The sequence below is a fragment of the Lentzea flava genome (genome assembly GCF_014648475.1).
In the GTDB taxonomy this organism is placed as follows: domain Bacteria; phylum Actinomycetota; class Actinomycetes; order Mycobacteriales; family Pseudonocardiaceae; genus Lentzea; species Lentzea flava.
Genome location: NZ_BMRE01000027.1, coordinates 1 through 20,108 on the forward strand (window position 1 = coordinate 1; position 20,108 = coordinate 20,108).

20 protein-coding genes are annotated in these 20,108 nt (G+C 69.5%); 10 read left to right on the forward strand and 10 right to left on the reverse strand.

Annotation, left to right across the window (positions count from 1 at the left end; translation table 11 throughout):
• A partial coding sequence (locus IEZ09_RS26780; RefSeq protein ID WP_189256535.1) for an HNH endonuclease signature motif containing protein occupies positions 1 to 267 on the forward strand: 267 nt, incomplete at its 5' end.
• A 525-nt stretch (positions 268 to 792) separates the two neighbouring features.
• On the opposite strand, the gene IEZ09_RS26785 is transcribed toward IEZ09_RS26780, so the two are convergent.
• Complete coding sequence (locus IEZ09_RS26785) at positions 793 to 3,717, reverse strand: AfsR/SARP family transcriptional regulator (RefSeq protein ID WP_189256536.1); 2,925 nt, start codon at positions 3,715 to 3,717, stop codon at positions 793 to 795.
• A gap of 72 nt (positions 3,718 to 3,789) precedes the next feature.
• Between IEZ09_RS26785 and IEZ09_RS26790 the strand changes: the two genes are divergently transcribed.
• Positions 3,790 to 4,227 (forward strand): hypothetical protein, encoded by a 438-nt coding sequence (locus tag IEZ09_RS26790; protein ID WP_189256537.1) that lies wholly within the window; start codon positions 3,790 to 3,792, stop codon positions 4,225 to 4,227.
• 113 nt (positions 4,228 to 4,340) lie between these two features.
• Here the strand turns inward: IEZ09_RS26790 and IEZ09_RS26795 are convergent, their stop codons facing one another.
• The 6 genes from IEZ09_RS26795 to IEZ09_RS26820 form a co-directional block, all read right to left on the reverse strand.
• Positions 4,341 to 5,300, reverse strand: coding sequence for an NsdA family TPR-like regulatory protein (locus IEZ09_RS26795; RefSeq protein WP_189256538.1), 960 nt, complete (start codon positions 5,298 to 5,300; stop codon positions 4,341 to 4,343).
• Positions 5,301 to 5,578: 278 nt separating this feature from the next.
• The gene (locus IEZ09_RS26800; protein WP_189256539.1) at positions 5,579 to 5,776 is read right to left on the reverse strand and encodes a ferredoxin; all 198 of its coding nucleotides are present in this window, start codon (positions 5,774 to 5,776) and stop codon (positions 5,579 to 5,581) included.
• A 3-nt stretch (positions 5,777 to 5,779) separates the two neighbouring features.
• Positions 5,780 to 6,931 carry a cytochrome P450 gene (locus tag IEZ09_RS26805; RefSeq protein WP_189256540.1) on the reverse strand — a complete coding sequence of 384 codons (1,152 nt, stop codon included), beginning with the start codon at positions 6,929 to 6,931 and terminating at the stop codon, positions 5,780 to 5,782.
• 134 nt (positions 6,932 to 7,065) lie between these two features.
• Entirely contained in the window at positions 7,066 to 7,614 is a 549-nt protein-coding gene (locus IEZ09_RS26810; protein WP_189256541.1) for a TetR/AcrR family transcriptional regulator, read from the reverse strand.
• Positions 7,615 to 7,637: 23 nt separating this feature from the next.
• Positions 7,638 to 9,530 (reverse strand): bifunctional polysaccharide deacetylase/glycosyltransferase family 2 protein, encoded by a 1,893-nt coding sequence (locus IEZ09_RS26815; RefSeq protein WP_229812987.1) that lies wholly within the window; start codon positions 9,528 to 9,530, stop codon positions 7,638 to 7,640.
• 79 nt (positions 9,531 to 9,609) lie between these two features.
• Positions 9,610 to 10,032: a DUF6542 domain-containing protein gene (locus IEZ09_RS26820; protein ID WP_189256542.1), complete on the reverse strand. Its 423-nt coding sequence runs from the start codon at positions 10,030 to 10,032 to the stop codon at positions 9,610 to 9,612.
• Positions 10,033 to 10,111: 79 nt separating this feature from the next.
• Here IEZ09_RS26820 and IEZ09_RS26825 point away from each other — a divergent pair, with 79 nt between their 5' ends.
• Positions 10,112 to 11,134 (forward strand): LCP family protein, encoded by a 1,023-nt coding sequence (locus tag IEZ09_RS26825; protein WP_229812988.1) that lies wholly within the window; start codon positions 10,112 to 10,114, stop codon positions 11,132 to 11,134.
• Between the two features lie 32 nt (positions 11,135 to 11,166).
• On the opposite strand, the gene IEZ09_RS26830 is transcribed toward IEZ09_RS26825, so the two are convergent.
• A complete protein-coding gene (locus IEZ09_RS26830) occupies positions 11,167 to 13,347 on the reverse strand; it encodes an ATP-binding protein (RefSeq protein WP_189256544.1) in 2,181 nt (726 codons plus the stop codon).
• A gap of 234 nt (positions 13,348 to 13,581) precedes the next feature.
• On the opposite strand from IEZ09_RS26830, the gene IEZ09_RS26835 reads away from it, so the two are divergent.
• A complete protein-coding gene (locus IEZ09_RS26835) occupies positions 13,582 to 14,358 on the forward strand; it encodes an STAS domain-containing protein (protein ID WP_189256545.1) in 777 nt (258 codons plus the stop codon).
• Positions 14,359 to 14,373: 15 nt separating this feature from the next.
• Here IEZ09_RS26835 and IEZ09_RS26840 read toward each other — a convergent pair whose 3' ends face one another.
• Positions 14,374 to 14,733, reverse strand: a complete 360-nt coding sequence (locus IEZ09_RS26840) for a hypothetical protein (protein WP_229812989.1) — start codon at positions 14,731 to 14,733, stop codon at positions 14,374 to 14,376.
• Between the two features lie 159 nt (positions 14,734 to 14,892).
• Between IEZ09_RS26840 and IEZ09_RS26845 the strand changes: the two genes are divergently transcribed.
• The 6 genes from IEZ09_RS26845 (at position 14,893) to IEZ09_RS26865 (ending at position 19,268) form a co-directional block, all read left to right on the forward strand.
• On the forward strand, positions 14,893 to 15,765 hold the full coding sequence (locus IEZ09_RS26845) for an NsdA family TPR-like regulatory protein (protein ID WP_189256547.1): 873 nt from the start codon (positions 14,893 to 14,895) through the stop codon (positions 15,763 to 15,765).
• 65 nt (positions 15,766 to 15,830) lie between these two features.
• Complete coding sequence (locus IEZ09_RS26850) at positions 15,831 to 16,193, forward strand: hypothetical protein (RefSeq protein ID WP_189256548.1); 363 nt, start codon at positions 15,831 to 15,833, stop codon at positions 16,191 to 16,193.
• Entirely contained in the window at positions 16,190 to 16,321 is a 132-nt protein-coding gene (locus IEZ09_RS47520; protein ID WP_268247651.1) for a hypothetical protein, read from the forward strand. Before IEZ09_RS26850 ends, IEZ09_RS47520 begins: the two co-directional genes overlap by 4 nt.
• A gap of 4 nt (positions 16,322 to 16,325) precedes the next feature.
• A complete protein-coding gene (locus IEZ09_RS26855) occupies positions 16,326 to 16,997 on the forward strand; it encodes a response regulator transcription factor (protein WP_229812990.1) in 672 nt (223 codons plus the stop codon).
• Positions 16,994 to 18,292 (forward strand): HAMP domain-containing sensor histidine kinase, encoded by a 1,299-nt coding sequence (locus IEZ09_RS26860; protein WP_189256549.1) that lies wholly within the window; start codon positions 16,994 to 16,996, stop codon positions 18,290 to 18,292. Before IEZ09_RS26855 ends, IEZ09_RS26860 begins: the two co-directional genes overlap by 4 nt.
• Before the next feature lie 31 nt (positions 18,293 to 18,323).
• Positions 18,324 to 19,268 (forward strand): HNH endonuclease, encoded by a 945-nt coding sequence (locus IEZ09_RS26865; RefSeq protein ID WP_189256550.1) that lies wholly within the window; start codon positions 18,324 to 18,326, stop codon positions 19,266 to 19,268.
• Here the strand turns inward: IEZ09_RS26865 and IEZ09_RS26870 are convergent.
• Positions 19,246 to 20,106: an exodeoxyribonuclease III gene (locus IEZ09_RS26870; RefSeq protein WP_229812991.1), complete on the reverse strand. Its 861-nt coding sequence runs from the start codon at positions 20,104 to 20,106 to the stop codon at positions 19,246 to 19,248. The two genes, IEZ09_RS26865 and IEZ09_RS26870, sit on opposite strands and share 23 nt — an antisense overlap.
• Positions 20,107 to 20,108 lie beyond the last annotated feature (2 nt).

Here is a 20,108-nt window from a genome sequence, read left to right on the forward strand (position 1 = left end):
GCGCTGGTCGCGCGTGACCACGGCTGTGCGTTTCCCGGCTGCAGTCGTCCGCCCAAGCACTGCGATGCCCACCACATCCACCACTGGGCCGACGGCGGCGACACCCGCATCGACAACGGCGTGTTGCTGTGCCGCCACCACCACACGCTGATCCACCGCAGCGGCTGGGAAGTGAAGATCGAGCACGGCCTACCGGTCTTCTACGCGCCAACCTGGCTGGACCCGCTGCGAAAACCCAGACGCAACCAGCTCCACACCGCCGCCTGACTCCGACCAGGGAACGCGAGCGGTCCCTCCACCACACCAACCGCCACGGCCGTGCAGCTCCACCACGGCCGTGGCACAGCCATGCCCCCAAACCGGCCAGGCACAGGGACACGGCCGCGACAGCCACAAGGCGATGACAGCGAAAGCGTCGGCACAGGCGCAGGAACCGAGCCAAACGAGGCGGGCATCGGCAAAGCCGAAGACAATTACCGATCCTGCTATGGCGCGAAGGCGAAGCCGAGCCGTGCAGGGCAATGCCACGCTGTTCAAGCGGTAATTCCCGGAACCCGACCGCCAAAACGCAACCACGCACGCTCGCGATTGGGGCTTGACTTTGGGTGCGAGGTGCTACCGTGTTCGGATCGGCCGGGCGCTTTACCTGCCCGGCTTTTTAAGGCCGATCTGCGCCTCGCAAGGGCCCCGAAGTCAAGCCCCAATCGCAATCGTCGCGAAGCGGCGATGAAATGACCCGGCTCGGTAAATCGCCCACGCAACCACGCTGGAACGCAACCGAACCCGCGAACCCTACGACGTGGCCAGCCGAAGCTCGTCAACCTCCGCCTGGAACCCGGCAGCACTCAACGTCTCCTCAGCCAGCCGCCAGTGCTCCCGAGCCTCCTCACCCCTCCCGGCCCGCTCCAGAGCATCCCCGAGCACCCGCAACGACCGCCCGTACTCCGGCGGAGAATCCATCTCCCGAGCCTGATCCAGCGCAAGAGACGCCAACCGCACCGCTTCCTCGGGCGTGGCAGCCAACCCGGACCGCAACCGCCACACCCAGATCCGCCCCTGGCGGTCGTCGTGCTCCTCGAAGAACTCCCAGGCCTGCCGCAACTGCTCCTCGGCCAGCCCGATCTGCCCGGACCGGATCAACGTGTCCGCCAGGAACAACCGGATGTTCGCGGCGAAGTCCGGGTCCCCGAGCTTCTGCGCGGCAGCGAGTGAAGACCGCAGAAACGCAGCCGACATCTGCAACTCTCCGGTGAACTGGTGCAGCCGCCCCAGCTCCAGGGTTGCCATCAGCTCGCTCTGCTCGTCGCCCAGCTGCCCGGCAACCCGCCGAGCCCGCTCCAGGTACTCCTGCGCCGCGGCCAGCCCGCCGGCACGCCGTTCGATGGCTCCCAGCGAACACAGCACTTCGATCTCGCCGTGCGGGTTTCCGGACGCGACGAACCGCGCCATGGCTTCACGATGCGCGGCACGGGCCTCCAGCGACCGGCCACCCCACTCGTGCATCCACCCGATGCCGTACCAGGCGTAGGCCTCGCCCCACACGTCACCGGCCGCGGCGAAACCTTCCTGCGCGGCGGCGAAGTTGGCGGAGGCTTCGGGATAACGGTTCAGGCGCGCGCACAGGATTCCGCGCTGCTGGAACAGAACCGGCCGGCGATCGGGCGGGGCGCACGACAGGCCGAGGTCGTTGATCTGCTCCCAGTCGTCGAACCGGGCCCGCAGGTCGCAGAACGCCGTCGACCGGATCGCCAGCTCGGCCGCCAGCGCGCCCAGGCCGAGGGCCGCCGCCTGGGTGATCACGGCGTGGATGTTCTGCCACTCCGCGTCGAACCAGTCGGCCGCGTCGCCGAGGTCGAACCGTTCCAGCGCAAGGGGTTCCAGCCGGATCGCCTGGTGCGGGAGCTCGACGTCGGCTCGCGTCGCCAGTTCCAGCCACTGTTCGAACAACGGCTTCAGGGCACCGGCCGGATCCTCGGAGGCCGCCTCGCGGCCGAAGGCGCGCAGCAGGTCGTGCAGCCGGTACCGCACCTGGCCCAGCGCGTCGCGGCCCGCGTAGTCGACCAGGCGGGCGTCGACCAGCGCCTCGACGTGGTCCTCGGCGTCGTCGAGGTCGAGTCCCAGCAACGGTGACGCCACCCAGGCCGGGAAGTCCGGCGTGTCGACCAGCGACAGCAGCCGGAACGCCCTGCGGTGCGACTCGTCGAGCCCGTCGTAGGACAGGGCCAGCGAAGCGCGGACGTCCAGGTCTCCCAACGACAGCTCGTCGAACCGGCGGCGCTCGTCGGACAACCGGCCGGCGAGCTTCGCGAGCTGCCAGTGCGGTCGCGCCACCAGCCGGGCCGCCGCGACCCGCAGCGCCAGCGGCAGCTGCCCGCAGTAGGTCACGATCTCCTGCGCCGCACCGGGTTCCGCAGCGCACCTGGCCTCACCGACCGCCGCTCGCAGCAACGCCAGCGCGTCGTACGCGGGCAGCACGTCCAGCGGCACGACGTGGGCGGCTTCCAGTCCCGCCAGCGCCGCCCGTGACGTCACCAGCGCGGCACCCGAGGTGGTCCCCGGCAGCAGCGGCCGGACCTGGGCCTCGCTGATCGCGTTGTCCAGCACGACCAGGATCCGCCGGTCCGACAGCAGGTCGCGGTAGAGGTCCACCCGGTCGTCCACAGAGGACGGAATCGCCCCGCCGGAGACGCCGAGGCCGCGCAGCAGCCGGTCCAGGGCCGCGGCGGGCTCGACGGGCTTGTGCTCACCGCCGCGCAGGTTCAGGTACAGCTGGCCGTCCGGGAACGCGTCCCGCACGAGATGCGCGCAGTGCACGGCCAAGGAGGTCTTGCCCACGCCACCGGGTCCGGTGATCGTCCACGTCCCGCCGGCACGCAGCCCGGCCGTGAGCCGCGCGACCTCGTCGGCCCTGCCGGAGAAGTCGCCCACCGCCGGCGGCAGCCACGACGGACCGGCCTGAACGGTCACCGGCGCGGACGACCCGGCCAGCACCTCCATGTGCAGAGCGCGGAGTTCGGCGTTCGGGTCGATGCCCAGCTCGTCGGCGAGCACCTCGCTCGCCCTGCGGAACACGTCGAGCGCCTGCGCCTGCTGTCCGCTGCGGTGCAGGGCCAGCATCAGCTGGTACCAGAACCGCTCGCGCAACGGGTGCTCGGCGACCAGCGAGCGCAGTTCGTCGACGATCTGGTCGTGCCGCCCCAGTTGCAGCTCGGCGTCGTTGCGGCGCTCGAGCACCTCCCAGCGCTGCTCGTTGAGGCGCTGCACGTCGGTCTGTTCCATCCGCAGCGACGACACCTGGTCGAGCGCGGGCCCGCGCCACAACGCCGCGGCCTCGCCGAGCAGGCGGGCCTCGGTCTCCAGGTCGGGCGCGCGCTTGGCCTCGGCCCGCAGGCGCTGGAACGTGAGCAGGTCGAGCTGGTCGTCCTCGACGTGGATCGAGTAGCCCGTCGGCCACGTGCGGACGAGTTTGCGGTCCGCCAGGTCGTCCAGCGACTGTCTCAGCCGCATGACGTACGTCTGCAGAGTCGCGCGCGCCGAGCCGGACGGCTCCTCACCCCAGAGGTGCTCCATCAGCTCGTACGACGAGACCGGCGCGTTGGCCTTCATGAGCAACGCGGCAAGCAGGACACGCTGTTTGGCCGAGCGGAGCTCCACGACCCGGCCGGAGTCGATGACCTGCAACGATCCGAGAACCTTGAACCCCCACCGCCGTTGCATGAGCCGATCCTAACCAGCCGGTAACCCGAGGTGTCAGCGAAATGTCAGCGGGTGACGTGATGCTTCTCGCCCATGAAGCGGACAACCTTCATCGCCGCCGCCGCGTTGCTCCTCGGTGTCGTCACGTCCGGTCAGGCCCACGCCGAGACCCACCCCACGTGCGGGCCGGTGACCCAGATCGGCAAGACCGCCTACATCAAGAAGGACAGGAACACCACCTGGGCGTCGGTGAAGCAGTTCGTCGGCTGCAATCGCAACTACGCCTACATCTACGTGTGGGACTCCGCGATGAGCAGCGGCCTCAGGTTCACGCCGAAGATCGTGATCGAGAAGTGGGGCGGGCCCGACCACCACGAGCCGTACGGGTTCGCGGGCGGCAAGACCGGCGCGTCCCGCCAGCAGGAGCTGTGGTCCGGAGCCGGCGACACGGTGAACGAATGCACGTCCGCGCACGGCGAGCTGATCGTCGGCGGCAGTACCCACCAGGTCAGCACCGACATTCGCTGCTGACCCCACAGACCCGGACGGCGCCAAGGCCCCCCAGCTGGGCGTCGTTCGGCCTCATGGTGCCGCCGGGACTCGAAGCCCAAACCTCTCCTCGGGTCCCGGTGGCGCCTTCCAGATCAGGCCGCTCCCTGCGACGACGTCATGAAGGCTCCCAGGCGCGACGACAGCTCGTCCGCCGCCTCGTTGCCGCGCAACCGCTCCGCCTCCTGCTTCAGCGGCCGCATCCGGTCCCGCGTGCGGGCCGAGCGGATCGGGCCGGACACCGCGATCGCCTGTTCCCCGATGTCCCGCGCCTGCTCGGGCTCGTTCTGCACCAGGTAGTTCATGGCCAGTGCCGCGAGCCGGAACGACTGGCTGCGTGACGCGTCCTCTCCCCCGGACGAGATCGCCCTGGTCAGCAGCGGGATCGCGGACCGCGCGTACTTCACGTCGCAGGTGCGGGCGAGTTCGGTGTGGACCATGCCGCCGATCGACACGAGATCGGCCAGGTCGAAGAAGCGGGCCCACGGCGGTGCTTCCTCACCCGCCGCACGGTGGAACTCCTCCTCCGCACGCGCGAACTGGCGCAACGCCTGCCTCTCCGCGCCCATCTTCGCGAACGCCCATGCCTCGTTGGCGTGCAGGATCGACACGGCCAAAGTCGAACCACTGGCCTGTGCGATGGGCAAACCGCGCTGGAACGACGCCAACGCGTCCTCGGCGAGTTCGTAGTGCAGATGCACGCGGCCCATGCGGTAGTGGATGTTGGCCTCCAACGCGCTGTTGCCCGACGCACGCGCGAGGTCCATCGCACGGCCGAAGTGCAGATGCGCTGACTCCAGAAGGCCCATGTCGAACGACGCCCATCCGGCCAGGTTGTGCAGGTCCGCGATGGCCACCTGGAGCCGTTGCAGCACCCGCCCGGAGGAGCCGGCGTCGAGCAGCGGGTTCGCCCAGTTCAACAACGCGACACAGGCGTCTCGGCAGGCACCGCCGCCGTATTCGTAATCCAGTGCGCGAAGTGCACTTGTCAGCGTTTCCACATGCCGCACGTCGGTCTTGTCCACGCGAGCGGGAAATGCATCGCCGTTGAACATAGCTGGCCCTCCTGACGTGCGCCGGACACCCTCCGTGCAGATACCCGTTACACACCGCCGGTACTCACCGCGCCGTCGTCACCATCCCGCTGTTCGGCCAGGTCGGGAAGGGTCTTTCGGCTCTCCCCGGGCACGCGGGCGCGACCACCACAACGCCGTGGTGGTCGCGCCTACGATTCTGGACGGACAGCGTGATCGGAAAGGGGCCAACGAGGTGTCACCGAAAAAGAACTGAATCAATTTCCGGTGATGACACCTCACCGGAACGGCCGATCAAGTCACTCTTCCAGGCTCACCACCTGAGCCGGGCACCTGTCCACGGCGTCACGGACGCCGGGCAGCAGGTCCGCGGGCGGTTCGGGCATCAGCACGACGCCGAGCCCGTCGTCATCCGACTGATCGAACACGTCCGGTGCGGCGAGCACGCACTGGCCCGATCCGATGCACTTCGTCTGGTCTATGCGGACCGTCGGCATGGTTCACCACACCACCGGGATGGACGCCGCGCCATAGGTGATCGAGTCCTCGCGGAACGCCATCTCCGTGACGGGGATCGCCGGGCGCAGGTTCGGGAATCGGGTGAACAGCGAGCGCAACAGGATCTGCAGCTCCGCACGCGCGAGGTTGGCGCCGAGGCACTGGTGGGGGCCGAAGCCGAACCCGAGGTGCGACACCGCCTTGCGCTCCAGGTCGAGCTCACCCGCGTTGGGGCACAACGTCTCCTCCAGGTTGGCCAGGAAGGTGACGGCCACCCACTCGCCCGCTTTGATCGTCACACCGTCGACCTCGACGTCCTCGACGGCCCTGCGCGCGAGCCCCGCCCCACCGAGGCGGCCGATCGTGTAGCGCAGCAGCTCCTCGACCATCACGTCGGCGCGGTCCGGGTCGCGTTGCAGGATCTCCCGCTGGTCGGGCCGTTCGAACAGGGTGAGCGCGAACAGGCCGAAGAAGTTCGACGTCGTCTCGTGGCCCGCGGCGAGCAGACTGATGGCGAGCCTCATCAGTTCTTCGGAGTCGAAGTCGGTCTCGTTGACCATGAGGCCGATCAGGTCGTCGGTCGTGCCCGACGCCCTCTTCTCGTCCGCGACCTTGGCGAGCACCTCGCCCAGCTCCGCGGCCTTCGCGTCGTACACCTCCTTGGAGCCGTTCTTGCCGAACATCTCCCTGGCGGTGGACTGGAACAGCTCCTGGTGCTCCGGCGAGACGCCCAGCAGCTCGGCGATCACCAGCGACGGCACCGGCAGGCACAGCGCCGAGACGAGGTCCGCGGGAGCGCCGTGACGTTCCATGGCGTCGAGGTGCTCGTCGACGATCTGCTGGATGCGCGGGCGCATCTCGTTCATCTTCTTGACCATGAACCCCCGCGACAGCGGACGACGCAGCCGCAGGTGCTCCTCGCCGTCCATCGAGTTCATGTTGCCGGGCTGCTTCAGGCCGAGGATGGGCTCGCCCTCGGTGCGCATCTCGGGCCCGCCCTCCCTCATCGCGCTGAACCGCCGGTCCGAGAGCACCTGGCGGACCCCGGCATAGCTGCTGATGACCCAGGCCTGCACCCCGTTGGGCCAGATCATCTTCACCGGGCCGTTGCTGACGGCCTCCTCGAAGCCTGCGGGCGCACCCAGCGGATGCACGCGGTTCTCGTGTGGGACTGGGCAAACGGCAGCTTCAGTCACGGGAGTTCCCCTCAACAGAACAGAACTGTTCTTTTGAAACCATGACCGAACGTAGCGCAGTGACTACGCCTTGACGAGTCGTTTGGCCCAGGTCAACCGATCAGCGGCCGCAACAGGCCGTCGACGATGCTGTCCGTCACGCCCTGTTCGTCGGATCGCAGCACGAAAGTCGAGATCAGCGCCGTGATGAGGATGTCGGCGTCGAGGCTTTCCGGCAGCTCCCCGCGCGCCTTCGCCCGGTCGACGGCGACCCGGAGGTGTTCGGTGTACGCGCGGTCGATGTGCTCCTCGCGCAGGTACGCGAGATCGGCGTCCTGACGGCTTCCTTCGAGCAGCCCGAGAAAGATCCCCGCCGTGTCGAACGGCATGGGCTCGCTCCACGACCGCATGATCTGCCGGACGTCCTCGGCGAACGTGCCCTCGTCCGGCTGGGGCAGCTCCGGCAGGTTCGCCTTCAGCGCCTCCGTGATCAACCGCGCCTTCGACGGCCAGCGCTGGTAGAGGCTCGCCTTGCTCGCGCGTGCCCTGCTGGCGACCAGGTCCATGTTGAACCGCGCGTAGCCGACCTCGGCCAGCACGTCGAGCACGGCGGCGAAGACCTCCCGCAGACGCTCCGGCGCGTCCAAAGGCGTGCGACCCACCCGTGCTCCTGTCCGATCGGCGGCTAGGTGACGTGCACCGTACCGCCGGGAGCCTCGGTGAGAAGACCCGTCCTGCGCACCGACATCCACCGCAGCTGGGTGCCGTGCAGCGCGGTGATCAACGACTGGATCACCACCGCGTACATCAGCTGCCGGTACACGAACTGCTGCAACGGATAGGCCCACAACGGCTTGAGCGACTCGCCGTCGAGCCTCAGCGCATAGCCCGCGCTCGCCGTCTGGACCAGCAGGAACACCGTCCACACGATCGGCGCGAGGGGCGCGTCCGCCACCAGAAACCCATATATGACATACAGGTCCATCACCGGTGCGAGCAACGGCAGCAGCAGGTGGAACGCCAACAGGTAGATGAGCCCGAACCGGCCCATCGGCCCGTTCTCCAGCAGCGCACCGCGATGTTTCCACATCGATTGGAATGTTCCGTACGACCAGCGGTAACGCTGCCGGAACAGACCACGAACGGTGCTCGGCGCCTCGGTCCACGCCCTCGCCTGCTGCCGGTACGCGACCCGCCATCCCGCACGTGTGACCGCCATCGTGAGGTCGGTGTCCTCGGCCAGCGTGTCGTCGCTGACGCCGCCGACGTCGGTCAGCGCGGCCTTGCGGAACGCTCCGACCGCGCCCGGCACCGTCGGGATGCAGCGCAGCGCGTGCAGGATCTGCCTGTCCAGATTGGACCCCGCGCAGTACTCGAGGTGCTGCCAGCGCCCCAGCAGGCCGCGTCGGTTGCCGACCTTGGCGTTGCCGGACACCGCGCCGATCCGCGGGTCCGCGAACGGCTGCACGAGCTCGCCGATCGTGCCCGGCTCGAAGATCGTGTCGCCGTCGAGCAGCACCAGCACGTCGTGCCTCGCCGCGCGGATGCCGGTGTTGAGCGCGGCGGGCTTGCCCTGGTTGGCCTGGCGGATCACCGTGACGCCGGGCAGGTCCAGCTCCTCGGCGCGATCACCGGTGCCGTCGGTCGAGCCGTCGTCGACCACGATCACCTCGACGTCGGCGCAGTGGTTGTTCGCGGCGACGGATTTCACCGTGGCCGCGATGGTCACCGCCTCGTTGTACGCGGGGATGATCACCGACACCGCCGGCGCGATCCACGGCGGCGGCGCCTGCGCGTTCTCCCGCCGCAGCCTGCGGTCGGTGTGCGCGAGGCCGAGCTGCAGGAGCGTGCGCAGGATCCCGAGCAATGCGGCGATCGCGATGGCCGTGCCCAGCAGCATCAGCACGACGCCGCCGTTGCGCTGCGACCACGCGGTGACGGCGCCGGTGAAGCGTTCGGCCGCGGTGGCGTCGACCAGGCGGTCCTCGGAGACCGTGACGAACCGGTAGCCGGGTGCCCTGGCCAGCTCACGGGCGATGTCGGCGCCGATGCTGCCGTCGTCGTGCAGGCGCACGACGCCTCCGCCCTGCCGCAACGACATCCTCACCAGCGTGCCGATGTCCTGGTGGTCGCGATCACCGCTGTCGACCTCGACCGGCGCGCCGACGAGCCGCGTGTGCGCGCCCAGCACGTCGGCCAGCGCCGCCTGCGCGAAGGCGAGGTTCAGCGGGTTGACGTGGTCGCCCTCGGCGCGGAAGCCGTCGATGGCGATCTGGTGGCCCTCGTCGGCGATGCGGCGGGTCAACTCCGGGTTGCGGGTGACCTGCGTGCCGACGACGAAGAAGGTCGCCTTGACGCCGGACTCCCTCAGCGCGGTCAGCAGGCGCGGTGTCCACTTCGGATCCGGACCGCCGTGGAACGCCAGCGCGAGTGTGCGGTCCGGCAGCTGCCGGTGTTCGCGGGTGTGCTGCACCGGCTCCGGCCTGATCGCGGTGTAGGCGTGGAACGACACCACGCTCATCAGCACGAGCAACCCGAGCAGGATCGAGATCCAGTGCAGCCGGGGAGCGCGTCTCACCACACTTCCAGCAACGTGCCACCGACCACAGCGGCGAACACGATCAGTCCACTCGCGACAGTCAGGCTGACCAGCCGCGCTATGACCCGTCTACCGCCGTTGGCGTCGACGAAGACCTGCATTTCCCCATCCCCCCAAGCACGAACCGGACGACCACGACCACCAGGGCCGCGCCGACCGACGCCGCGAGCCACGGGAACCCGCCCACGAACCACGGGACCGCGTCCGCGGCGAACTCCTTGCTGTTCCCCCAGAACGACTGCCTCTGCGTCTGCCGCTGCCAGGCCGCGTTGCCCACCGCGACGATCACGAACACGACCGGTGGCGCCGGTGCCACCGTCCACAACCCCACGCGACGCACGAGCGCCGAAGCCAGCACCGCACCCGCCACCAACCAGACGCCGAAGGGCCAGCCGAGGTTGTCCCCGTCCACCCAGACCCCCGCCTGCGTGAACACCGCCAGCACCGCGAGCGCCGCCAGACTCGGCAGCTCCACCCCCATGACCACCTAGAATAGCCGTGGGGGTGTCTCGTTCATGCAATCACGTGGCCGCAATCACCGCACGGTTTTTCTGGTCCTGATGCGCACCGCTTGGGTGCTCGTGTGCGCGGCCGTCCTCGTGGCTTCCGGCCTCGCCTGGTCCACTGTGTCCTCGATCTCGACGGGCGTCGAGCGGTCCTACGCGATCCCCGACGACGCTCCCCGGTCGTCCTCCGGCCGCAACATCCTGATCATGGGCCTCACCACCCGGCTGGACCTGCACGGCGAACCGCTGCCGGACGACGTGCTGCGGCGCCTGCAGGCGGGCGAGAGCGACCGCGGCGGCTACAACGCGAACACGCTGATCCTGTTGCACCTCCCCGCTTCCGGCCCCGCCGTCGCGATGTCGGTGCCGCGCGACAACCTCGTGCCGCTGTCGTCCGGCGGCGAGGGCAAGATCAAGGAGGCCTACGGGCGCGCCAAGATCGCGGAAGAGGACCGGCTGCGAGCGGCCGGCACGCACGAGAAGCGGACGCTGGAACGCGCGGGCCGCGAGGCGGGGCGCCGGGCTCAGGTGCAGACCGTGTCGGCGTTCCTGAACCAGCCGATCGACCACCTCGTGGAGATCTCGCTGATCGGGTTCTTCCACATCGCCGAGGGCCTCGGCGGCGTCGACGTGTGCCTGAAGAACGCGACGAAGGACCCGTTGTCCGGCGCGGACTTCCCTGCCGGTCGCCAGCACCTCGACGCCGGCCAGGCGCTGTCGTTCGTGCGCCAGCGGCACGGCCTTCCCGGCGGCGACCTCGACCGCACCCGGCGTCAGCAGGCGTTCCTCTCGGCCGTCGCGCGCCGGGTGCAGGACGCGGACGTGGCCGCGGTGCAGGCGATGATCGACATGGCGAAGCAGGACGTCGTGCTGGACGCCCGGTTCGACCTGACCGAGTTCGCCCGCCGCCTGCCGAGCGAGGTGCGGTTCGACACGCTGCCGGTCGAGGGCGGCGCGCACGTCGGCGGTCAGGACGTGAACGCGGTCGACCAGGCGAAGGTGCGGGCGAAGGTCACCGAACTGGCCACCGCACCGCCTCCACCACCACCCGACGACGGCATCCCGTGCATCGCCTAGGGCCTGTCTCGAACGGGATTTCGATACAGGCCTTAGTTGCGTCGCTCCGTCACCCAGGTCGCGATCTGGGCGCGTGAGGTGAAGCCGAGCTTCTGCAGGATCCGTTCCACGTGCCCCTCCGCGGTCCTGCGTGCGATCACCAGCCTGGCCGCGATCTCCTTGTTCGACATGCCACCGGCGATCAGGTCGGCCACCTGCTGCTCACGCTTGGTCAACGGCGTGGGCGGGGCGATCACCGGGGCTTCCTCGACCAGCTCGTCGCCGATCGCGAAGGAGACGGCGTCCTCCAGTTCGAGGTCCATGCCCTTGCGGAACACGGCGCGGAACTCCTGCTCACCCAGCGCGGAGATGGTCGCGGCCTCGCACTCGCCGTGCGGTGCGCCGAAGTACCGGGATCCGAACATGGGATAACCGACCGACTGCCAGATCTCGCTGGTGGCGCCCAGCAACGTCGCCGCGCGCACCGCGTTGCCCCGCGAGGCCGCGATCCAGGCGAGCACCTCGATCGCGAGCACGATGCCGAGCAGGTCGTGGAACGTCCGCTTGATCCGCAGGCACTCGCGGCCGAGCTGGTCGGCGCGCTCGAAGTCGCCGCTGACCCACGCGCACAACGCCAGCACGTAGATCGCGTACGCCTGCGCCCACAGCTCGCCGTGCTGCTCCCCGACGGACTTCGCCTCGACGCACAGCCGTTCCGCGGCGGCGAAGTCGTGCCGGAACGTCGCGGAGATCGCCAGCTCGATGCCCGCGAGCACGGTGTGGCTGTTGACGGTGCCCTGGCTGCGGTACAGGTCGATGGCCTCCTCGAACAGCCCCTCGGCCAGGTCGAGGTCGTCACCGACGAGGTGGGCGCACGCCAGCCGGTGCGTCGAGTAGGCCAGCGCTGTCTCGTCGCCCACGGACAGGGCGTACTGGCGACACTCCTCCAGCATCCGCGCGGACGCGGTGAGATCGCCCTGCAGGGTGGCCACGTACCCGTTGACCCACAACGCCTTCGCGCGCTCCGGACCCGGCTTCGCGTCGGCCAGCGCCCGGTCCAGCCAGTGACGGCCCTCGCCGAGCATGCCGCAGCCCGCCCAGTAGAACCACAGCGTCGCCGCGAGGTGCACCGCGCGGTCGCCGTCCTGCTCGAAGCAGAAGTCCAGGGCCGAACGGAGATTCGCGTGCTCCAGCCGGGTGAGCGCGAAGATCTGCGGCTGGGCCGGGCCGAACCACTCCGCCTCCCTGCGCTGCGCCCACTCGATGAAGTGGTCGCGGTGCCGTTCCCGCAGCACCCGCTCGCGGCCGGCACCGCGCAGTTTCTCCAAGCCGTACTGGCGCAACGGCTCCAGCAACCGGAAGCGGGTGCCGGACGGGTGCTGCTCGGCGATCACGACCGACTTGTCGACGAGGCCCGCCAGCGAGTGCATGACCTGCTCCTGCGCGACGCCGTCACCGGAGCAGACCCGTTCCGCGGCCTCCAGGTCGAACGTTCCGGAGAAGACCGACGCCCGTGCCCACAGGATCTGCTCCGACCGGGTGCACAGGTGAAAGCTCCAGTCCACCGCCGCCTGCAGCGTCTGGTGGCGCGGGTCGCCGCCGCGTTTGCCGTCGCGCAGCACCTTGAACGTGTCGTCCAATCTGGACAGCAGGTGGTCCAGCGTGAGCACGCGCAGGCGCACGGCGGCCAGTTCGATGGCCAGCGGGATACCGCCCAGCAGCGCGCAGATCTGGGTGACCTCGTCGTGGTTGCCCGCGTTGACGGTGAAGCCCGGCTCGACGGCCGAGGCGCGTTCGGCGAACAGGACGAGCGCCGGGTCCTGCGGAAGTGGTGCGACCTGCCAGAGGTGTTCGCCGTCGACGCCGAGACGCTCGCGGCTCGTGACCAGGACCCGCAGCCCGGGAACGCCGCGCAGCAACGCGTCCACCAGAGCGGCGGTGGCCTCGATGACGTGCTCGCAGTTGTCGAGCACCATCAGCGCCTGCCGGTCGCGCAGGTGTTCCACGAGGACTGTGCGGTGCTGGCGAACGGTGTCGTCGTGCACGCCCAGCTGTTCCAGGACCGTGTGCACGACCAGTTCGGGGTCGGTGACGCCGGACAGTTCGACGAACCACACACCGTCGCGGAAGGCCCTCTGCGTCTCGGCGGCGGCCCGCAGCGCCAGCCGCGTCTTGCCGACACCACCGACACCCGTGAGGGTGACGAGACGAGACTCCGACAGGAGCCTCCTCACCTCGGTGACGTCGTGCCTGCGGCCGACGAAACTAGTTGTGTCGGCAGGCAAATTGCCTTTGCGACCTGGGGAAAGCGAACCGCCCACAGCGGCACCCTAGGTCTGCGCGATCTCCAACTGCAACGCGGTCCCCCGGAGGTACCAACCGCGAAACACGGGTAGTTACCCCCTATGGCTCCCATGGTCACGTTGCCACGCTTGGCGGTCGGGGACGCACCTGCGGGAGGAACGATCATGGGCGGTGACAGCCTCGAGGTCGACGTCCGCGAGCAGAACGGCGTGCTCGTCGTCCGGTTCAGCGGCGGACTCGACTGGTCCACGTACATGCGGGTGCAGGACGTGCTGCTCGACTGCGCCACCAAGGAGCTCGTCGGCGTGGTGGTGGAGCTCGACGACCTCGTCGCCGAGTCGCCCGCGCTGCTCGTGGTGTTCGACGTCGTGTGGTTGTCCGCGGCGCGCTGGCCGGGCATCTCGCTGAGCCTCGTCGTCAACGATCACCGGCTGCGGTCGGCGCTGGAGTCGCGCGGCCTGCCCCGGCACATCCCGATGTACTCCACGACCGCGGCAGCGCTGGCCGCCGTGGTCCGGCTGCGCTACGAGGACAGAGTGGACGCGGCGCTGCCGACGTGCCGCTGCCTGCCGCACGTGGCCGAACGGATCACCGAGCGTGCGTGCGAACGGTGGGGCATCCAGTCGTTGCTCGACGTCGCACCCCAGGTGGCCGTTGAGCTCGTTTCGCACGTGGAGGACGAGAACCCGTTGGCGCTGCTGCTGCGCATGCGCAACGACAAGATGTCCGTCGCCGTGCGCACGACCACGCGCCTCGACCTCAGGCAGTGGCACACCATGCGACGCAATGTTGCTTCCATCGCCGTTTGCAACTTCAGCATGGGAGAGACGCCGGCCGGCGGTGGGCGGCACATCATCTGGGCGTTGCTCGACGTGCCGGAGGACAGCCACCGGCCCCCGAGCTATCTCACGGACGCACCCGTCTTCACCCACCAGGCTTAAGACTTCCGGGTCGTTCTACTGGGCGTGGGCCGCCGCGATGCTGGTACGGCACGCCCTGACGACCTGACGATTCGCCGCCGTGTCCGGAGTGCACGTGCCGCACCTGGGACAGAAGAGGCGTGCGGTCGTCTCGTCGACGAAGACGTCGAGAGGGCTGCCGCACGGGCGGCACCACCGATGGCCGGTGACGGGGATGACGTGGTCCGGCGAGGCCACGCACTGGTGCAGCCAGCAACGATGCAGCCCGCAGGTCACTCGGGTGTGGGGGTCGAGGCCGAGCTCCTCGGCCAGGTCCTCGGCGCCGAGAACAGCCGCCAACGTCGTGTCCTCGGCCTCGGAGGAGGTCACCAGCCGCAGATGCGCGCGTCGCCTCATAGGTAGAACCATGCTCCTTCGGCGGCGCCAGGTATACCCGCATTAATACCTGTTTAATCGCGCGTTCGGTCAAATTCCAATCGGCACGGAACCCTCTTCTCACGCTGTCGTGCGCCCCTTACGCTCGGGTTCAGACGACGCGGCGCAGAGGTATTCCAGATGGCTGATCCTGCGTACTTCCCTCCCCCGCACTCCGCCCGCATCGGGATGAGCGATGTGGAACAGCTGGAGTCGCAGACGCATTCGCTGAGGTCGGTGGACTACCAGTACGGCGGCGGGGCGTGCCGGGACGCCGTCGTCGTGCGGATCTACTGGGCGCAGCAGCTGCTGGCGGCATCGGCCTCGGAGGTCGTGCGCTCCCGGCTGTTGTCCGCCGTCGCCGATTTGCACAACCTGGCTGGGTGGACGTCGTTCGACAGCGGCCAGGTCGGGGCGGCGTACCACCACTTCGACCGCGCTCTCGAATTCGCGCGCCACGACGAGGAGCTGACCACCAACATCGTTTACCGACGCGGGCGCGTACACCTGCATCACGGCGCACCGGGCGATGCGCTGGCGTACTTCCAGAGGGGTGCGTTCTCGCCGCTGGCGTCGAGCATCATGCATTCGAACGAGGCATGGGCTTACGCGCGTCAGGCCCGTTCAGAGGAAGCGTTGCGGGCGTTGGGCAAGGCGCAGGACGCGTTCGCCCGCGCAGACCTGTCGCACGTGCCGGACTGGGCGCGGTTCCACGACGAGACCGACCTGACGGCGATGATCGGCACCGTCTACGCCGAGCTCGGCGACACCCGCCACGCGATTCCGGCGTTGACGTCGGCGATCGAGGGGTTCGGCCCTGCGATGGCGCGGAGCTGGACGTTCTGCCTGATCGCGCTGGCCTCGTGCCACTTCCTGGACGGCGACGACGACCAGGGCCAGGCCGTGGCGATGCAGGCGATCAGCTCCGCGGAAGGGCTGCGGTCCGAACGGGTCTGGGACCGGATGCGGCCGATGATGCAGGCCGCGGCCGCGCGCGGGGTCTCGTTGCGCTGAGTCTTTGCAGAACCCGAACATTCGGCGGACTCGGTCCTGATGGTGCTCGGTCATCGTTCTGTGCCATGAACATTTCGCGAATCGGTGGGCTCGTGGCGGGGATGCTGCTGCTGGGCGCGGGAACCGCGTCCGCGCAGGAACCGATCACGAGCAGCCCCGAGAAGGTGCAGAAGATCTGCTCGCAGCGGGTGCCGCGGGTCGAGCAGCGGGTGAAGGCGCTGACCGACCGGATCAACGGCAGCCCGGAGACGCTGGGCTCGAAGAAGTGGATCGAGCAGAAGGCGGCTGACGCCCGTTCCGCCGGCAACACGGCGCGTGCCGACGTGCTGGACGCCCGCCTCAAGCTGCGCGACGCGCAGCTGGTGAAGCTGTCCAAGGCGGCGGAGCGGGTGGCCAAGTTCAAGTCCGAGCACTGCGGGTCGAAGTGAGGTGGATTGCTCTGGCGCTGCTGGTCGTGTCGCTGACGGCGTGCCGGGGCGAGGCGCCGGTGTCGGACCTCGATGATGTGGAATCAACGCTGAACAGCATCGAGTCGGACATCAACCAGCCGGGGTGAACGCGTGGAACGTGGCCTGGTGCTCGTCGTGGAGGACGAACCGGCGATCGCCGAACTCGTCGCGCTGTACCTGCGGCGCGACGGCTTCGGCGTGCGCGTCGAGTCCTCGGGGGACGCGGCACTGGCCGCGGTCCGTTCGTTGTCCCCCGTCGCGGTCGTCCTGGACGTGGGCCTGCCGGGCATGAACGGCATCGAGGTCTGCCGCGCGCTGCGGGCCGCGGGCGACTGGACCCCGGTGCTGTTCGTGACGGCCCGCGACGACGAGGTGGACCGCCTGCTGGGTCTGGAACTGGGCGCCGACGACTACATCACCAAACCCTTCAGCCCGCGCGAACTGGCTCTGCGCGTCCGCACGGTCCTGCGGCGCTCCTCCGGCGTCGTCTCGGAAGTGCTGCAGGTGGGTTCGGTGCGGATCGACGTCGGCGAACGGCGCGCGTTCGCCGGTTCGTCCGAAGTGTCGTTGACCTCAACGGAGTTCGGCCTGCTCGCCTACCTGATGAAGCACCCCCGCCAGGTGTTCACGCGCGAACAGCTCCTCAGCGCCGTGTGGGGCTACGCCTCCGTGGCGGGCACCCGCACCGTCGACGTCCACATCGCCCAGCTGCGGGCCAAGTTCGGCGCCGCGAGTCCGATCAGGACAGTGCGCGGCGTCGGCTACTCGGCGGACGCGTCATGAACCTGGCCGTCCGGATAGCGTTGCTGTGCCTGGGAGTGGCGTTCGTCGCCGTCCTGGTCGCCGGCGTCGTGTCGAGCCGCCTGGTGCTCTCGACCTCGCAACAGGTGAGCCGCGAGATCCTGCGCAACCAGGCCGACGTGGTGTCGGGCCAGATCTCGAACAACCGCGTGGAGCAGGTCCTCGAGGGCCAAGGCATCGCGATCGTCCGCATCTCCCCCACCGGCGAACTGTCGGGCCCCGACCGTGCCGCGGTGCGCGCGGCCCGCGAGGCCCACGCCGAGCGCGTGCTGAACGGCTCACCCGTCACCGGCGTGAGCGGCCGCCTGAACGTGGAAGCCCGCCCGTCAGGAGCCGGCGGCTTCGCCCTGGTGCAGGAAACCGAAACCGGCACCACCTACCGCAAACTGGTCCGCAACATCATCTTCGCCCTGGCCGTGGGCCTCGTCGTGGCCTGCCTGGCCGGCCTGGCCCTGGGCACGTTCCTGGCCCGCCCGCTCCGCCGCGTGGCCTCCGTGGCCCACTCGATGAGCGCGGGCCGCCGAGACCTCCGCGTCCCGGTGGCCGGCCCCCACGAACTGGCCGAGGTCGCCACGTCCGTGAACGAACTGGCCGATGCCTTGCAGCGCAGCGAATCCCGCCAACGCGACTTCCTGCTCTCCGTCTCCCACGAACTCCGCACCCCGCTGACCGCAGTGACGGGCTTCGCGGAATCCCTGGCAGACGGCGTGGTCTCCGGCCCCCAGGTCGCCCCGGTCGGCACGGTGATCCTCGACGAGGCCCGCCGCCTCGACCGCCTGGTGACCGACCTCCTCGACCTGGCCCGCCTGGGCGCCGACGACTTCCGCCTGGACATGGCCCCCGTAGCCCTCGAACCGGTGGTGCGCTCAGCCGCCGAGGTCTGGCACGCCCGCTGCCACGCCCGCGGCGTGACCTTCGCACTGGAGGTGTCAGCCACCCCGGTCGTGCACGCCGACGCCCGCCGCCTGCGCCAGGTCATCGACGGCCTGCTGGAGAACGCCCTGCGCGTGACCCCCGCCGGCCGCCCCGTGGTGCTCGCGCTGTCGTCGGTGCTGCAGGTGCGCGACGGCGGCCCCGGCCTGGCGCCGGAGGACTACGCGGTGGCGTTCGACCGAGGCGTGCTGCACGCGCGGTACCAGGAGTCGCGGCCGGTCGGCACCGGGGTGGGGCTGGCGCTGGTGCACGGGCTGGTGACGCGGATGGGAGGCACGATCTCGGCGGGGCCGGCGCCGGAGGGCGGGGCGGCCTTCACCGTGACGCTGTCGCCCGCGCGTTAACACGATCGGGTGACAATGCGATCTGTCCATCATGGGGGACACGACCGCATGGCTGATGTTGGCGGCAGGTGACGACCGAGCGCGCGCCAGCAACGACGGGTACGACGATGACCCGTCATCGCACTACAGCTGGGACAGCACGGTCCCGAACCACCAGGGGCCGAAGAAGGGCGACGTCATCGTCCTGTGGGACAAGAAGTACCTGCTCGGCGCATCGGTGATCGAGGAGATCGACGAGGGCACCGCACCCAAGGACGTCCACAGCTGTCCGTGGTGCGGTAAGGCGCGGATCGAGTCCCGCACCACGGTTCTGCCCCGACTCAAGTGCTACAACTGCGGCCACGAGTTCGACGTGCCCAGCACGCGGACGAAGACGGTGACGACCTACCGCACCCAGCACAGCGCGGGCTGGGTCGATCTCGCCGGGCGACTGGACGGCGCGCAGCTGCGCGCGTTGTGCGTCAAGCCCAAGTCACAGCTGAGCCTGCGACCGCTCGACTACGACAGGTTCCGCGCGGCCGTCGGCGACGCGCCGACCCCCACCACGTTGGCGCCGCTCGAAGCGGCGGTGACGTACGTGAGCGGCCACCGCGAGGCGTACGTCCGGGTGCGACGCGGCCAGGGGCCGTTCCGCAGCGCGTTGTTGGCGAAGTACGGCGACGAATGCGCCTTCACGGGCCGCATGCCCGTCGACGCGTTGGAGGCGGCGCACCTCTACAGCTACGCCGCCACCGGCGAGCACCACAACGACGGCGGCCTGCTGATGCGCCGCGACGTCCACCGGCTCTTCGACCTGGGCTTCCTCGCGGTCCATCCGGACACGTTCCACATCGACGTGCACCCGGCCCTCGCACCCTACGAGGAGTACACGAGCCTGCACGACAAACCGTTGCGCCCCAAGCTGACCTCGGCGCAGCGCGAGTGGCTGCGCAAGCACTGGGAGCAGATGCGCTCTACTTCGCCTGGGGCAGCTTGACCTTCTTCTTCCCCCCAGGCGAAGACGGCGGCGGCACCACGGGCCCGATGTCCCCGTCCGGCGCCTCGTCCAGGTCCACGATCACCGGCGCGTGATCGCTCGGCCCGGTCCCCTTCCGCGCGTGCCGGTCGACCCAGGCCGCCTTGACCCGCGACGCGACGGACGTGGAGGCCAGGATCAGGTCGATCCGCATGCCCAGGTCGCGGTGGAACATGCCGGCCCGGTAGTCCCAGTAGCTGAAGATCCGCTCGTTGGGCCACCGGTCCCGCACCACGTCGTGGAACCCGAGCGCCTGGATCGCCTGCAGCGCGGCACGTTCGGGCTCCGTCACGTGCGTCTGCCCGATGTAGGCCTCAGGATCGAAGACGTCCGCGTCGGTGGGCGCGATGTTGATGTCACCGCACACCACGGCGTCCTCTGGTCCGGTCTCCAGGACGTCCCGCAGCGCGGAGAGCCACTCCAGCTTGTACTTGTAGTGGTCGGACTCGGGCTCACGTCCGTTCGGCACGTACAGCGAGTGCACGCGCACCCCGCCACACGTGGCGGCGACGGCACGGGCCTCGACGTGCGGGAAACCCGGCGCCCCGGCCAGCCCGACCGCGACGTCGTCCAGGCCGACGCGGGACAGCAACGCCACGCCGTTCCACTGCGATTCGCCGAACAGCGCCACCTCGTAGCCGCGCTCGCGCAGGGGCTCCGCGAGAAGGGCGGTGAAGGCCTCGTCGGCCAGCTTGGTCTCCTGCAGGCACACGACATCCGGTTTGCGCTGGTCGAGCCAGGGCAGGAGCCTCGGCACGCGCTGCTTGACCGAGTTCACGTTCCACGTCGCCACTCGCACGT